Genomic DNA, 15,795 nt, shown 5'->3' with positions numbered 1-15,795 from the left:
CCTGCTTACCCAAGCCACAGTATAGTATGTATTTGATTTTCGATACCGAAACCACTGGTTTACCCAAACGCTGGGATGCTCCTTTGAGCGATCTGGATAACTGGCCACGATGCGTACAGATCGCCTGGCAACTGCACGATGAGATGGGCCAATTGCTGGACCAGCAGGATTACCTGGTAAAACCTGATGGGTATACCATTCCATATGATTCTGAGGTAATACACGGTATCTCCACGGAACTGGCAGAACAACAGGGAGAATCGCTGGATTTGGTACTGGAACGCTTTCGCGAAGTGTTGTCCAAAGCAAAGTTTATTGTCGGGCAAAATGTAGGGTTCGATATTAACATCATGGGGGCAGAATTATTGCGGCAGGGACTCCCCAATGACATGGAACAGATGCCCGTACTGGATACCTGCACCGAAGAAACGGCCCTATTGTGCAAGATTCCGGGGGGTCGTGGGGGTAAATTCAAACTGCCCACCCTTTCCGAACTGCACGAATTCCTTTTTCAGGAGGCCTTTGTGGAAGCACACAACGCAACAGCCGATGTTGAAGCTACCACCCGTTGCTTTTTTGAGTTGATAAGGAGGGGTGAGTTTACCACAACCCAGCTGAAATCGAGTCCGGATTATCCTTCCAGTTTTGCAAAGGCCCATCCGCAACCCATAGCCCTGATTGGTCTTAAACATATCAATTTCAAGGACGCCTCACGAAAACTCAGGGAACAACTGTCAACGGCCGACAGTGACCTTTCACACGAGGAACTTGAAGATAATATAGCCACCCTTGAAGAGGCCCCTTTTGTTCACCTTCACAACCATTCGCAGTTTTCGGTGTTGCAATCCACCATCAGAATAAAGGACCTTGTGAATAAAACCGCTGAATTTGGCATGCCCGCGGTTGGGCTGACTGACCACGCCAATATGATGGGGGCTTTCCACTTTGTTAAGGAAATTAAAGCCTACAACAAAAGCGTGGAAGACCGGAACAAGGAGGCCGAAGAGAAAGGGGAAGATGCCCGATGGAAACCTATCAAACCCATAATCGGGTGCGAGTTCCATGTTTGTGAAGATCATACCAACAAGAACGTTAAAGACTACGGATACCAGGTGGTGTTCCTGGCCAAGAACAAAAACGGCTACCATAACCTGGCCAAGATGTCTTCATTGGCCTATACAGACGGTTTTTATTATGTGCCCCGTATAGATAAGTCCCTTATCACCCGGTTTAAAGAAGACCTTATTGTGCTTACGGGTAACCTTTACGGAGAAATCCCGGCCAAAATCCTCAACGTGGGTGACAAGCAGGCCGAAGAAGCCTTATTGTGGTGGAAAGAGCAATTCGGGGAAGACCTGTATGTGGAGCTTATGCGGCATGGACAGGAAGATGAAGACCGGGCCAACAAAGTACTGATCAGCCTGGCCCAAAAGCACAATATTAAGCTGGTAGCCACCAACAATACCTATTACTGCGATAAAGAGGATGCCAATGCTCACGATATTTTGCTCTGCGTAAAAGACGGAGAAAAACAGTCCACTCCAATCGGTCGTGGCCGAGGGTATCGTTATGGACTACCCAACCAGGAATACTACTTCAAATCACCGGATTCCATGAAGTCCCTGTTCAAAGACCTGCCGGAATCCATCCTCAACCTGCAGGAGATTGTAGACAAGGTTGAAGCTTATGACCTGGCCAGGGAAGTACTCCTGCCACAATTCGATATTCCTAAAGAATTTCATGTGGCCGAAGATGAAGAAGATGGGGGCAAGCGAGGTGAAAACAAATACCTCAGACACATCACCTACGAAGGCGCCAAAAAGCGCTACGGGGAAATCACGGAGGCTATTAGCGAGCGTATCGATTTTGAACTGGGGACCATTAAAAATTCGGGTTACCCGGGCTACTTCCTCATTGTGGAAGACTTCATACGAGAGGCGAGAAACATGGGCGTTTCCGTAGGTCCCGGGCGGGGTTCTGCCGCCGGATCTGTGGTGGCCTATTGTTTGGGGATTACCAATATAGACCCCCTGAAGTACGATTTGCTTTTTGAGCGCTTCCTCAACCCGGACCGGGTATCCATGCCGGATATCGATATTGATTTTGACGATGAAGGACGAGGCAAGGTGATGGACTACGTAATCAACAAATACGGAGCCAACCAGGTGGCTCAGATCATTACGTACGGTACCATGGCCGCCAAATCGAGTATACGGGATACCGCCAGGGTACTGGACCTCCCGCTCAGTGATGCCGACCGCCTGGCGAAGCTCATCCCCAATATGGCGAAGTTTGGGAAGATCTTCGGGGTGCCGGAAAGCGATCTGAAGAAAAAATTCAGGGCTGATGAAATGGACAAGGTAAACCAGCTCCTGAACATCTCCGAAGGTGACGACCTGGAGGCTGAAACCGTGAACCTGGCCAGGGTTTTGGAAGGTTCACTCAGAAATACCGGTATCCACGCCTGCGGGGTGATCATTACCCCGGACGACATCACCAATTTTGTACCGGTGGCCACGGCCAAGGACTCGGATCTGTATGTAACCCAGTTCGACAACTCAGTGGTTGAAAGTGCCGGCTTGCTGAAAATGGATTTTCTGGGCCTCAAAACCCTGACCCTGATCAAAGACACTGTAAAAATTGTCAAGGCCCGTCAGGGTATCCAACTTGTGCCGGATGAGTTTCCCCTGGATGATGAAAAAACGTATGAGCTCTTCCAGCGTGGGGATACGGTGGGTATCTTCCAGTACGAATCCATAGGAATGCAAAAGCACCTTAAAGATCTGAAACCCACGGTTTTTGACGACCTCATCGCTATGAATGCGCTTTACCGTCCGGGCCCCATGGAATACATCCCGAGCTTCATCGCACGGAAACACGGCAAGGAAGAAATTACCTATGACCTGCCGGAAATGGAGGAGTACCTCAAAGAGACTTACGGCATTACGGTATACCAGGAGCAGGTAATGCTTCTCTCCCAGAAACTGGCCGGGTTCTCCAAGGGTGAGGCCGATGTTCTCAGGAAAGCCATGGGGAAAAAGATATTTGCCCTGCTGCAAAAGCTAAAACCCAAATTCCTGAACGGAGGGGAAGAGCGGGGACATCCGCGGGAGACACTCGAAAAAATCTGGAAAGACTGGGAAGCTTTTGCTTCTTATGCCTTTAACAAAAGTCATTCAACCTGTTACGCCTATATAGCCTACCAGACCGCTTACCTCAAAGCGCACTACCCTGCCGAATATATGGCAGCGGTTCTGTCCAACAATATGAATGACATCAAACAGGTGACCTTCTTTATGGAAGAATGCAAGCGGATGGAGCTGGAAGTATTAGGCCCTGATGTCAATGAATCCTATTACAAGTTTGCTGTTAACCAGGATAATGCGATCCGTTTTGGTATGGGAGCCATTAAAGGGGTAGGCCGATCTGCAGTGGAAACCATTGTTTCCGAACGAAAGGCAAACGGCCATTATGATTCCGTTTTCGACCTGGCCAAGCGCGTTGATCTGAGGGCGGCTAACAAAAAGGCATTTGAAAACCTGGCCCTGGCCGGTGGCTTCGATTCTTTGGGGAATGCCCACCGGGCCCAGTATTTCCACCATGAGGGGGATGGCATTAGCTTCCTGGAGAAGATCATCAAATACGGTGCAAAAATGCAGGAAAATGCCAATTCTTCGCAGGTGAGCCTGTTTGGCGAGGCCAGTGAAGTGCAGATCCCGGAACCTGTTATACCCCCATGCGAAGAATGGGGTACCATGGAAAAACTTCGACGGGAAAAAGAGGTGGTTGGCATCTACATTTCCGGGCACCCCCTGGACGATTTCCAGAAGGAGATACAGGCATTCTGCAATGCCAGTGTTTCCTATTTCAGCAGGCCCGAAGAATTCCTGAATCGCGAACTGAGCTTTGCCGGTGTAATTACGGATGTGCAACACCGGGTATCCAAAAATGGCAAGGGTTGGGCCGCCTTTACGGTAGAAGACTATACCGACACCCATGAATTCCGGATATTCGGAGAAGAATACCTCAAATTCAGGCATTTCCTGATGATTAATTCCTTCATACTGATCAAAGTATTTGTGAGAGAAGGCTGGGTGAACCGGGAAACCGGGCAGAAAGGGGAGCCAAGACTGCAATTCAACCAGTTCCTGCTGTTGCAGGAGGCTATGGAAACCTTTGCAAAAAGGCTTACTATTAAGTTGAGCCTGGAGCAAGTGAAAGAAGATCAGATCACCCAGTTGAAAGACACCCTGATTTCTTATAAAGGAAAACACCCTCTCAGTTTTACTATATACGAGATGGAGGAAGAAATCAAGGTTACCCTGGCCAGTAGGAAACAGAAGGTCCAGATCACCAGCGAACTGCTCACCGCCCTGGAAGAACAGCAAGTGCACTACAAGCTCAACTAGTCCTGCGGCTGATCTTCATGAGCATTTAAAGTATAAGGAGGCCTGATAGGTGCATAAGAAAAATGAATGCAGCTGTAGTAAGGATAGGCTATAAATATTGACTAACTTTGCGTAATCTAAAAATTTATAAATCATGGCATTAGAAATAACCGATGCTACATTTGACGAAGTAGTTCTTAAAAGCGATAAACCTGTAGTGGTAGATTTTTGGGCTGCCTGGTGTGGTCCCTGCCGAATGGTTGGCCCTATCATTGACGAGGTAAGCAACGAATATGAAGGCAAGGCCGTAGTAGGTAAAGTAGATGTGGATTCCCATCAGGAATATGCCGCCAAGTACGGCGTACGAAACATCCCTACTGTTTTGGTTTTCAAAAATGGTGAGATTGTGAGCCGCCAGGTAGGGGTATCCCCAAAAAAGGCTTACACAGACGCTATTGACGCGGCACTGTAATCTACCTAAACAAGGAAGCAAACAAAAAGGTTCGGCCCATGCCGGACCTTTTTTGTTTTATCTTAGTAGTCTGTTTGAATTATGCATATCCCATCGGAATTACATAAGGCCCCACTATTCCAGTACCTCGAACTGCTGGCAAAGCAGGTAGTTGAAGGGTTCATCAGTGGTATTCATAAAAGTCCGTTCCATGGGTTCTCAGCCGAATTTGCCGAGCACAAGATCTACAACACTGGGGAGAGTACGAGGCATATTGACTGGAAGTTGTTTGCCAAGACCGACAAGTTGTACACCAAGCGCTACGAGGAAGAAACCAACCTGCGCTGCCACATGATCCTTGACAATTCTGCCTCCATGTATTATCCTGAGGTGAAGAAACTGGATATAGACCACCTCAACAAGATAGGATACTCCGTGCTGGCCATTGCAGCCCTGATGAATATACTCAAGAAGCAACGGGATGCTGTAGGTTTGAGTGTTTACTCGGACAACTATAACTTCTACTCCCCTGAAAAGGGAAGTGAACGCCACCACCAGATGCTGCTTTCCAAGCTGAGTGAAATAAGCCTGGACCCCTATCCCTCAAAGGAGACGCGCACCTACACCTTTTTGCATCAGATCGCAGAAAAAATCAAAAGGCGCAGCCTGATTTTCCTGTTTACGGACATGTTCCAGACGGCCAAAGATGACGACAAACTCTTTGATGCCCTGCGGCACCTGAAATACAACAAGCACGAAGTAGTGCTGTTCCATTTGCTGGATTACGAAACCGAAGCACATTTCAATTTTGAGAATAGCCCGAGGCGATTTGTGGATGTGGAAACCGGGGAACATATTGATGTGTATCCGGAAGAATTAAGGGCCTCTTATGAGGCTGAGCTGCAGGAATATATCCGTAAAATCAAATTAAAATGCGGGCAGTACAAGATCAAGTATGTGGGTGTGGATATACAGGACAGATTCCAAAAGGTTTTGAACACTTTCCTCATTGAACGGCAAAAGTTTGTGTAGAGCCGAAAAGTGTTTTTTTTATTTGCGGATATGAATTAGGAGCGTATATTTGCACACTGCTTTACAAAAGCAGATGAACAAGATTTGAATCCGGCTGTTGCCGGAGTACCTACGAAGAGTTAGTATAAAATCATTGGTCTGGTAGTTCAGTTGGTTAGAATACCTGCCTGTCACGCAGGGGGTCGCGGGTTCGAGTCCCGTCCAGACCGCTGAGAAGCGAAGATAACCCACTCATTTTGAGTGGGTTATTTCTTTTTATCCCCTTCCCTATTTCCTTGTGTTCCAAATTGTGTTCTAAATCTATTGATTTATTACGTTTTTATAAGGTGATTAATTCTTAACTTATCACCAGTAAATCAGTCCTTTAAAGGTCATTTAGAACACATCCACATGTATTTCTCGTTAAATTACAGGAAGAAGAAATCAGAGTATAAACCAAATGATGAATTAATAGTTCTCATTAGGTATTACCACAGAATGGATGGTGAAAAGAAAGGAAAAGTTCTAAATCATTCAACAGGAATAAAAGTTAAACTTAAAGATTGGGATGAAGATTGGGATAAATCAAAGAAAAGAGAACCAATTAAAAGAACCGATAAGGATCACAAACGGAAAAATTTAATCCTTAAACAAAAGGAAAGGGAGTTACAAAGAATTATTGGGAACCTAAAAGTAAAGGATGAAATAGAACCCTTACCTAAAATTGTAAAAAGTGTTCTGAAGAAGAAAAGGGTTGAACGTAGAAAGAAAACGTACTCTGAAGTAAACTTTCTCTATATGTTTCAATTATTCGAAACTTATGTAAAAGAGAACTACAAACCATCCTATAAAACAACAATCCTAACTCAAATAAAGTACATCAAGGAGTTTTGTGAAGACTATGAACTGAAAGAAAACATCTCTCTTTTAATTGATGACATCAATGAGGAATTCATCCAAAAATTTGTGAATTGGTGTTATCAAAATCAAAATCTTCAACCCTCCGTACTGAAAAAAAGATTAAGAGGTTTTACCAATTTCAGAGAGTGGATGATCAGAAAACAACAACAGAATATTACACTTACAATCCCCAAAAACATCATTACAGAGGGTAAAAGTGAAATCATTTATTTAACAAGAGATGAAATCAAGAAGATATATGATTTCAAAGAGTTTGATTATGAGAATGATGAATACCACAAATACTTAAAAAAGGAAGAATTACAATTTGGTTTTGAAACTGATGAAAGAACAAATATCAAATCGGAAGAATTAAAACGAAGAACATACACTAACTATGAGATTGTAAAAGATATGTTGTTATTCCTGTGTAGTGTAGGATGTAGGTACGGTGATATGTTGAATATGAAATTAGATAATTTCCGATTCTATAAGGATGAAAAGGGTAAGGAAGATAGAACTAAAGGAACATGGGAATTCCGAATGGAAAAAGTCCCAAAGAGAGGGGTTGTAGTAGTTCCATCCAATAGGATTAGTTTTCACATTTGGTGTAAGTATGGTAGTGGAAAAAAAAGGGATGATTATTTGTTCCCACGAACCAAATACGGGAATCCCATATCCAATCAAAAATTCAATAAACACATTAAAGAGGTTTGTAGAATAATCGAAATAGATGAATTAGTTGATAAACCAAGGTTTGATATTGATGGAAAACCTATTAAAGGAACCGATGTAAGAGTTCCAAAATGGAGTGTTGTATCATCTCATATAGGAAGGAGAAGTTTTATTAGGGAACAAATTGAATTAGGAAAACATCAGAGGGAGATTATGTTGATGACTGGACACACATCTTTAAAGGTGTTCAATGGTTATTATGATATTAAACCATCTGATTTATGGAAGAACAATCATGAAATGTATTTCGGTTTCAATCTTTCTGAAAATGTTTCCAAGATAGAATCCAAACCTATTCTCAAAATTGATAAAGAAACCGAACAGAAACTCCAGGACCTTAGGATGTGGTATGAAAACGATTTAATTGATGAAGAAGAATACAAGGAAACCAAAAAGAAAATTCTTAACCTTTCAAACTAAATACGAGTTTGAAAATTACCATAAGGAGAAAAAGTCATCCCCGATATGAAAACCCCCATTTAAGGGGGTTTGTTGTTTTTGATATTGGGATTTACAATTAATTATTCTGTACAGTTTGTGAAGTTGGGTTTTGGGAGAGTCCATTGTGGGGTGTTGTCACTAAAAAAACCACAATTAGTCACATTGGAAACGTTCCAACTACTTAAATCCTGATTGAAAACGTTATTATACCTAAACATTTGGTTCATATCCGTTACACTACTCACATCCCAGGAACTGATATCTTGATTGAATAGTGAATATGAGAACATTCCTCCTATATTATTAACATTAACGATATTCCAGGAACCGATATCTTGATTAAAGACGGAATCAGAAAACATACTATTCATGTTGGTAACACCACTTACATCCCACGAACTAATATCTTGGTTGAAGGAAGAACCATTAAACATATTACTCATATCAGTAACATTACTCACATCCCAATTTCTAATAGGTTGATTAAATACACTATTTATAAACATTGCTTCCATATTGGTAACACTACTAACATCCCAGGAACTGATATCTTGATTAAATAGAGAATAAGAAAACATAAACCTCATATTAGTAACACTACTTACATTCCAAGAACCTATAGGTCTGTTGAAATTAGATTGATTAAACATCTCAGACATATTGATTACATTACTCACGTCCCAAGAACCGATATCTTGATTAAATTGACTATACGCAAATAGAGTATACATACTGGATACATTACTTACGTTCCAACTTCCTATTGGTTGATTAAAAACAGATTCATTAAACATACCATCCATGTTGGTAACACCACTTACATCCCACGAACCTATATCTTGGTTGAATATTGAATATGTAAACATACTACTCATATCAGTAACATTACTCACATCCCAATTTCCAATAGGTTGATTAAATACACTCCTAATAAACATTCCTTCCATATTGGTAACACTACTCACATCCCAGGAACTAATATCCTGGTTGAACTGTGAACCGTTGAACATTAATCTCATACTAGTAACACTACTTACATCCCATCCTCCTATAGGTTGATTGAAAGAACTTTGACCGAACATATACTCCATGGTAGTTACATTACTTACATCCCATGAACTGATATCTTCATTAAAAGAGGAATTTCCAGTATAATCTAACAAATAACTCATGTCCGTAACTTTGGTAGTACAAACTTTGGTTAGATCGATATCACCCTTTTTGATAGTTTCGTTGTCAACTATGGTATAAGTAATTCCATTAATCTCACCTGTATCCCCAACTTTACCCCATTCATAACATTTGATAGTTACTCCATTTTCATCAAGGTATAGTGGGTTTACTGGACACCCATTCTGGTCTACTTGAATTCCACTTGGGGTGTCATTACATTGATCAAGATTATCAGTTACACCATCACCATCCAAATCGGAATTTGAAAACACACCCGTAATAGTCTTATTAGAATCCATAGAAATATCCAAAGGATTTTGATTACTTCGAATACTACCCGTCCATTCAACGAATGAATATCCAGGAGAGGGAGTACCTTGAATTCTAACTACAGTACCATCATTGTAACTACCACCTGATGGTGAAACAGTTCCTCCTTCCGTTGGTGAAGATGATATTGTTAAGGTAAATTTATTGGTATCCGTATCTTTAGTACAACCAATTAAAAGAATGATGATGAATGAGAATAGGGTATAATATGATCTCATAGGTGGGGTTTTAAATCTTCGAAGATAGAATGATAAATTCCGATAAAAAATGATAAAACTCATATCTAATGTATTACAGATAAATTGTTTGAGAAGAATTTACTGGGTAAGAGAAGTGGAAACTTGTTGAAATACTTAATAGGAGTATAAAGTCATCCCCGATATAAAAACCCCCATTTAAGGGGGTTCGGTGTTTTTGGATGTTGAGGTTTACAAGAAATTAATTAGAGTCAATAGAGTAGATGTTTCTTGGATTTGTTCTTCCACCCTGATTGGGATCGATATTCTACAAAGAATATTCTTAAATCAGACTGAGATTCATAATCAACAAAGTAGATTTTCTTGTCTGATTGAGATGGATATTTCACGAAGTACCATAAACCTTTATTACCCTCAACCTGGGATTCATACTTAACCTTATACACCTTTAAATCACATTGTGATTCGTATTCAACAACGAATACTTTAATATCGGATTGTGATTCATATTCTACTGAAAATATTTTCTGAGAGTAAATTACTGAGGGTAATATCAGAAGTGATAACACTATGTATTTAGTTAACTGAATTTTCATCTTTCATACTGTATGATGGTTTATATGAGAGGAAAGATCAAAATTCATACCACCAAAAGTAATCCCCGATATGAAAACCCCTATTTAAGAGGGTTCATTGTTTTTGGATGTTCGGGTTTACAAGAAATTATCATTCATATGTTTTCAACCTTTGAGGTAGTTACAGAGAACGTTTTCTTGATACCACTTTCCCATATTCGTCATATTCACAAGTGTAAAGTACCTTAAATATTGGATCAACAATAATATCCTTACTAGGTACAATGACAAGATCACCACCACAACTATGTTTAGGTTTATCATTTAGTTTATCGTAACCACACTTCATACATTTAGGTTTAACACCTAACTTTTCATAGAAATCAATATCAAATTTTTCATAGAAATCTAAATTCCTTTTAGATTCATCTATATTTTGTTTTATCTCTCTGATACTTTCGAGTAAATATTCTTGATTCCTTTTTAAGGAATTTAGTTTTCTAAAAAACAATAACCTTGTAAGTATATTCTTAGATAAACTATCCATTTTTACCTGAAGGAGTTTTCCTCTTTCTTTCTTTTCATCTAAGATTGATTTCAATTCAGGTAATGTCAAATTCTTATAGGGGTTTTCATATAAATCTGAAGGTAGATCGGGAAATTTACCCTTTCCCATAAACCATTTTGTATAGGTCTCACATCTCTCACAATATTTTAGTTCCAAAACAGATTCCATTACTCCTTTTTTAGGACGAAATTCAATTTGGGAATAAGGTTCTATATAATTATGTAAATCACACTTTGTACACTCAGTATATCTTGGAAAAAAACTCATAATTAGGTGAAATTTCTATCCTCAAAAAATTTAAAACACTTTTCTCCCATTAGGATTTTATCTTGAGTAGAAACTGAACCCATTGGGGTGTTCTTGGATTCTCCGTAAACCAAATATGTATTAAAACCATGTATTTCTACTTCATACAATTCCAAATCATAAGGTTTTGTTCTTAGAGTACCATCTTTTTTATGAGTAATGGTATGTAAAGTTTCTACCTTCTTCGAATTAAGAAGATGGACATACCTTTTAGGAATAGAAAATACTATTAGATTTGGTTTTAGTTCCAAAACGATTTCCTTCCAAAGTTTGAAACCTTTGTTGAACAAATAACTTTGTTGATTTGAAGAAAGTAGACTCCAGGTAGGATCTGTTGAGATAGGAGAACAGATATCCGTATGTAAGACTTTGTTCAAATTATTTTCAGGATAATAACTACCATTTAATCCATTTAAAAATGGTTCAAAACTGTCAAACCATCTTCTGTAAGGTTGTACTTTGAAATAATCATTTAGAGAAGTCTCTAAACTAATTGGATCATCATTAAATTTTGGGAATCGTATATATGAATACCTTTCACTATACAATTGGAATTCCCTGTTTGAAGGATTCTTACCAACTGTAATAACTTTGAAGTTTTGGTTATGATATGAACTAATATCCCCAAAAAAAACAATTGGTAAACTTGGATTTACTACATATTCAAGACTCTTTGAATCGTGATAGTGTTGGAGACTTTTTTCTAATAAACCTCTTGATAAAATAGTTTTGTTGTTATAATCTAATTTCACTTTTCAAACGGGATATTTATGTCTCCTTATAAAAGAAGAATCCTTTTATCCCTTCGTCATATTCATCATTAGTTACCTTATTCATTCTACCACGATTATTAGGAATTATCTTCCAAGGATTATCTCTATTACGGAGAAACTCTTTCACTCCACTGATTTTCGTATCTCCGTTTAAGTAATATCGATTACCATTCAGATATAGGTGAACTACTTTGGTATTACCTGTTTCTACATCTCCTATTTGAGTTATTCTATCTTCACCTCCTTTATTCCAATTATACCATTCTTGTAAAACTTCATAGAACATTTCCTTTGATTGTAGAGGTTCTGACCTTTTCATTTTCTTGATATATTTTCTATCATCAGTTAGATAATCACTCATATAATGTTCACTCATAAGTATAGATTTTACATTACTTAATTCTGTTATTAAAGAAACAATGATATTCTATATTAACAGATGATTTAAGTCAGTTTTTCAAAAGATAGTGAATATTAAAGACTCGTTTATTTTTTTGAATTAAAATATATCACCAACAACTTAATATCACTTTCCTTTTATTCGTAACATAAAGGATAACACTTAAAGACCTGTAAAACAGTCAATTGACTTTGTAAGTCCTTCGGAAAAGTTGTATTTTAATGTTCCAGATTAAAGGATAACATTATGAGAATTAAATACAACCGAACTTCTACCATCAATCAGGATGGGGAACGATTCAAACTCGATACCGATACCTACGATTTCGTTCTCTTTGATAAGGGAGTGAGTGGGAAGGTTCCTTTCTCTGAACGGGAGAAGGGAAAACTACTCATTGAACTGATTGAAAAAGGGAAGGTTCAGGAATTGGTAGTGGAAGAACTTTCCAGGTTAGGACGGAACACCATTGATGTAATCTCAACCCTTCATTGGTTGGATGAAAAGGGAGTAAATGTGGTGGTTCGTGGTATGGGGAACCTTCAGTCTCGTGTTAATGGGAAAAAGAACCCTATATGGAACCTGATTACCTCTGTAATGAGTTCCCTTTATGAATTGGAGAGGGAACAAATCCTGGAACGTACCGAAATGGGTAGAAAAATGTATGTGATGAACGGGGGAAAGTTGGGAAGACCCGTAGGAACCGAGGAGAATTCCAAGACTTTTCTTGATAAACCGAAATCCAAACAGATAATCTCTCTTTTGGAGAAGGGAAAATCGGTTAGGGATATTTCGGGTAGGTTGGGGGTATCCCCGAAGACGGTGGTGAAGGTTAGAAGGTTTGTTGAAGTTTAAGGGAACTCACTTGTTACCCTAACAACCTTTTGATCTTATTCCCCTTCAACTTCATAACTTCCTTTTGAAGGTTACTTACCCGTGATTTCAAATCTTCAAACTCATTGGATAGTTTGAAACTTTGGTTTTTGAATCTTTTTAGTTTGGATTCTTCCCACTTTTCCTTGAATTCGGTCATCAGATAACCAAAGTCCTCATAAATGGGATTCCAGATGTTCAGGAGTTCGTAATCTGAAAAGTTTGGATCCAATTCCTGTACCAACCCTGTGGAATGGATACTACTTTCATCGAGATTTAACCCATCTATTACTTCCCCCATGTGAATTTCCGAATCCACCAACAACTTCTCTCTATTCTTTTTGGAAAGTTTTTCATTACTCTGAATGTAGAAATCGAATCCCAGAAATTTCCTATTCGAGGGTTCCCCGGTGTATCTCGGACATTTATACTTCATAGGTATTATTTTTAATGTAATTTCAATTCTTTGTCCCTATAATGGGAGACTATAATGTATGTAAAAGAAAAAAACCCTCGTTTGAGGGTTTTTCTTTTATCAATCTATACATCTATATATTGAATTCATCTTGAGAATTAGAATTATTTTGTTCGATTAGAATCTCATTCCACAAATAAATGTGATTTAGATCCTCTCCAACATCAATCCCAAGTTCGTCCAATTTGTAAATAATATAACTTAGTTCACATCCTAAAGTTATATTGTCATATGATTTGAAAAGATAATTGTACTTATCAACCACATTTTCAAGAATTTCCTGATTACATAATTCCATCAAGAAATCAATAATTTTAGGTGAATTACTGTTATCCACCACTTCTTCAGAATTTAAATTCTCCATAATTAAAAAATTAATATTCTCCCTGTTTACAATTGGGTTTGGAAGGAGTCAGAGAGAAACCTCCTATTTCCCATATTAAAAAATTTAATTTTTTTTGGAAAGAGAATTGGTGTTTCCTCTTCCAACACCTTCCAAAATGTCAAAGAACATTGAAGGTTTCATAACCTACCTTCGGAGGGTTCTTACTTCTGTCTTCTACTTAGTAATTAAGGAAGGTCTCTTCTTCATCTTCCTCCTTCCAAACTCCGTAAAGGATGTTCTGAAGATGTTTGTTCCGTTCAATACTCTCAGTAACTACAGTTTCGGGTTCCAACAGGAACTGTTCAACAGTTTTCATTTCGTTGTTTTTAATATTTCTCATTTCTAAATTTTTAATACACTTACTACATAAACCGGGGTTACCAGAACACAAGTTTTTATTCTTTATCAGGTAACTCTTTCACTTATCCTATAATTGGGTAACAGGAACAGAGTGAAAAGTCTTTCCAAACTATTACCATATTCAGAGGTTCACTCACAATTAATTTGTCTCCCTCTTCTCTGAGTTTGTAATAGAGGTGTGGGTATTCGTCAATGATTTCAGGGTCCCCGTATTTGTAAATTTTGAAGACACCACTGATTTTTTTGTTTTTCAAATCATTCATCAATTCCTCAACTGTTAAGTTGAACCGTTCTTTGAGTCTTTTTTTGAAATGGTTTGTAATTCTCATTTTATTAGATTTTAATGGGTTTAACTTTTAATTTTTATTACACATCCAGTATAATCGGAGGTTACCTGAAGACAACTTTTATCCTTCTTTCCGGTAACTTTTTTGTCCTTGTTTATTAAAGAGGTTATCATCTCAAACTTTCTTACATATCCAGTATAATCAGGGGTTACCTGAGGTCAACTTTTAATTTATTTTCCGGTAACTTTTTACTGGATTTTCTGAATTGTATCACCACAAACTTTCTTACACATCCAGTATAATTTTGAGTTACCTAAATACCATTTCAGGGTGATTTTCAGGTAAGATTTTGTAACTTCAGTCCTTATGAAAGAGGAGGATTACAAACTGAAATTCATTGGAGATGACTGGGTCTTTTTACCTCAACAAGAGGTGAACAAAAAGTTCCAGTACGATAAACTTTTGTATAACATCAGAAGACGAGAGAAGAAGATTCAATCTGATTTAGAGAAAATTAAAATTCTCAAGAAGGAGTTGAGAAAAATGAAGAAAAAGAGAACCAAAGAGTATCATCAACTTGTTAAATACCATAAAAAATTCTCTCCTTCCTTCAGTATTTCAATGAGTAAAAACAAAAAGTTGAAACAAAAAAATTCAACCGAAATTTCCTTGTATACCTCTGGTAATAGAAGTTGGGATTGTATAGTCAGTGTTGGTGGGAAAAGAAGATCTATATACCTAGGAACTAACCCCTATGTTACGAAGTACCTAGATTTGATTGAGGGTAGGACTAATCTTACTCATTGGTATGAAATGAAACCCGTGAGAAGAACAGACCATTACGATTTGATTAAAGAACAACTAATTAAGATTGTTACCCCTTTAATAAGAAAAGAGATGATTAGGGAATTGAAGATGAAGGGAACACTGGATGATTGGATAAATAAGAAGATTGATGGTAAGAAGTATCTTCCAAGACTGTATAAGAAATCTTCTTATTACGAACCCCCTGTGAAGAAGGTGAAAAAGGAATCTAAAGGGTTTCATTTGGGGTTTGATAAAACTGGGAAACCCATATATGGAAAGAGAAAAACTAAACAACAAATTGAAGAAGAGAGAAAACAAAACAAAACCCACAATTAGTGGGTTTTTTATTGAATCAACTATTAA

The 15,795-nt window shown here is 38.5% G+C and carries 15 protein-coding genes and 1 tRNA gene; 7 read left to right on the top strand and 9 right to left on the bottom strand.

What is annotated here, in order from left to right; translation table 11 throughout:
- Positions 1-26: 26 nt before the first annotated feature.
- From dnaE to OO016_RS04860, 5 genes are all read left to right on the top strand, one after another.
- Positions 27-4,409: a DNA polymerase III subunit alpha gene (gene dnaE / locus OO016_RS04880; RefSeq protein WP_266011305.1), complete on the top strand. Its 4,383-nt coding sequence runs from the start codon at positions 27-29 to the stop codon at positions 4,407-4,409.
- Positions 4,410-4,542: 133 nt separating this feature from the next.
- Complete coding sequence (gene trxA / locus OO016_RS04875) at positions 4,543-4,860, top strand: thioredoxin (RefSeq protein WP_266011303.1); 318 nt, start codon at positions 4,543-4,545, stop codon at positions 4,858-4,860.
- Between the two features lie 81 nt (positions 4,861-4,941).
- Positions 4,942-5,871 (top strand): DUF58 domain-containing protein, encoded by a 930-nt coding sequence (locus OO016_RS04870; RefSeq protein ID WP_266011301.1) that lies wholly within the window; start codon positions 4,942-4,944, stop codon positions 5,869-5,871.
- Between the two features lie 135 nt (positions 5,872-6,006).
- Positions 6,007-6,080 (top strand) — tRNA-Asp (locus OO016_RS04865).
- Between the two features lie 181 nt (positions 6,081-6,261).
- Positions 6,262-7,905, top strand: a complete 1,644-nt coding sequence (locus tag OO016_RS04860) for a tyrosine-type recombinase/integrase (protein ID WP_266011299.1) — start codon at positions 6,262-6,264, stop codon at positions 7,903-7,905.
- A 101-nt stretch (positions 7,906-8,006) separates the two neighbouring features.
- On the opposite strand, the gene OO016_RS04855 is transcribed toward OO016_RS04860, so the two are convergent.
- The 5 genes from OO016_RS04855 to OO016_RS04830 all read right to left on the bottom strand — a co-directional run bounded on the left by OO016_RS04855 (position 8,007) and on the right by OO016_RS04830 (position 12,224).
- Entirely contained in the window at positions 8,007-9,647 is a 1,641-nt protein-coding gene (locus OO016_RS04855; protein WP_304608068.1) for a BspA family leucine-rich repeat surface protein, read from the bottom strand.
- 230 nt (positions 9,648-9,877) lie between these two features.
- Positions 9,878-10,222 (bottom strand): 7(1) septoil knot domain-containing protein, encoded by a 345-nt coding sequence (locus OO016_RS04845; protein ID WP_266011297.1) that lies wholly within the window; start codon positions 10,220-10,222, stop codon positions 9,878-9,880.
- A gap of 160 nt (positions 10,223-10,382) precedes the next feature.
- Complete coding sequence (locus OO016_RS04840) at positions 10,383-10,937, bottom strand: hypothetical protein (protein WP_266011295.1); 555 nt, start codon at positions 10,935-10,937, stop codon at positions 10,383-10,385.
- A 101-nt stretch (positions 10,938-11,038) separates the two neighbouring features.
- Complete coding sequence (locus OO016_RS04835) at positions 11,039-11,827, bottom strand: hypothetical protein (protein WP_266011294.1); 789 nt, start codon at positions 11,825-11,827, stop codon at positions 11,039-11,041.
- Positions 11,828-11,843: 16 nt separating this feature from the next.
- Positions 11,844-12,224 carry a hypothetical protein gene (locus OO016_RS04830; protein ID WP_266011293.1) on the bottom strand — a complete coding sequence of 127 codons (381 nt, stop codon included), beginning with the start codon at positions 12,222-12,224 and terminating at the stop codon, positions 11,844-11,846.
- A gap of 270 nt (positions 12,225-12,494) precedes the next feature.
- Here OO016_RS04830 and OO016_RS04825 point away from each other — a divergent pair, with 270 nt between their 5' ends.
- Entirely contained in the window at positions 12,495-13,100 is a 606-nt protein-coding gene (locus OO016_RS04825) for a recombinase family protein (protein WP_266011291.1), read from the top strand.
- A 13-nt stretch (positions 13,101-13,113) separates the two neighbouring features.
- On the opposite strand, the gene OO016_RS04820 is transcribed toward OO016_RS04825, so the two are convergent.
- From OO016_RS04820 to OO016_RS04805, 4 genes are all read right to left on the bottom strand, one after another.
- The gene (locus OO016_RS04820) at positions 13,114-13,554 is read right to left on the bottom strand and encodes a hypothetical protein (protein ID WP_266011289.1); all 441 of its coding nucleotides are present in this window, start codon (positions 13,552-13,554) and stop codon (positions 13,114-13,116) included.
- Between the two features lie 112 nt (positions 13,555-13,666).
- Positions 13,667-13,957, bottom strand: coding sequence for a hypothetical protein (locus OO016_RS04815; RefSeq protein WP_266011287.1), 291 nt, complete (start codon positions 13,955-13,957; stop codon positions 13,667-13,669).
- A 199-nt stretch (positions 13,958-14,156) separates the two neighbouring features.
- Complete coding sequence (locus OO016_RS04810; protein ID WP_266011285.1) at positions 14,157-14,318, bottom strand: hypothetical protein; 162 nt, start codon at positions 14,316-14,318, stop codon at positions 14,157-14,159.
- 82 nt (positions 14,319-14,400) lie between these two features.
- Positions 14,401-14,667 (bottom strand): hypothetical protein, encoded by a 267-nt coding sequence (locus OO016_RS04805; RefSeq protein WP_266011283.1) that lies wholly within the window; start codon positions 14,665-14,667, stop codon positions 14,401-14,403.
- A gap of 324 nt (positions 14,668-14,991) precedes the next feature.
- Between OO016_RS04805 and OO016_RS04800 the strand changes: the two genes are divergently transcribed.
- Entirely contained in the window at positions 14,992-15,768 is a 777-nt protein-coding gene (locus OO016_RS04800) for a hypothetical protein (RefSeq protein ID WP_266011281.1), read from the top strand.
- Positions 15,769-15,795: the final 27 nt, after the last annotated feature.

It is taken from the genome of Lentiprolixibacter aurantiacus, assembly GCF_026241225.1.
Taxonomy (GTDB): Bacteria; Bacteroidota; Bacteroidia; order Flavobacteriales; family Flavobacteriaceae; genus Lentiprolixibacter; species Lentiprolixibacter aurantiacus.
The sequence above is the reverse complement of the archived record's forward strand: the minus strand, read 5'-3'. Positions and strand labels throughout refer to the sequence as shown.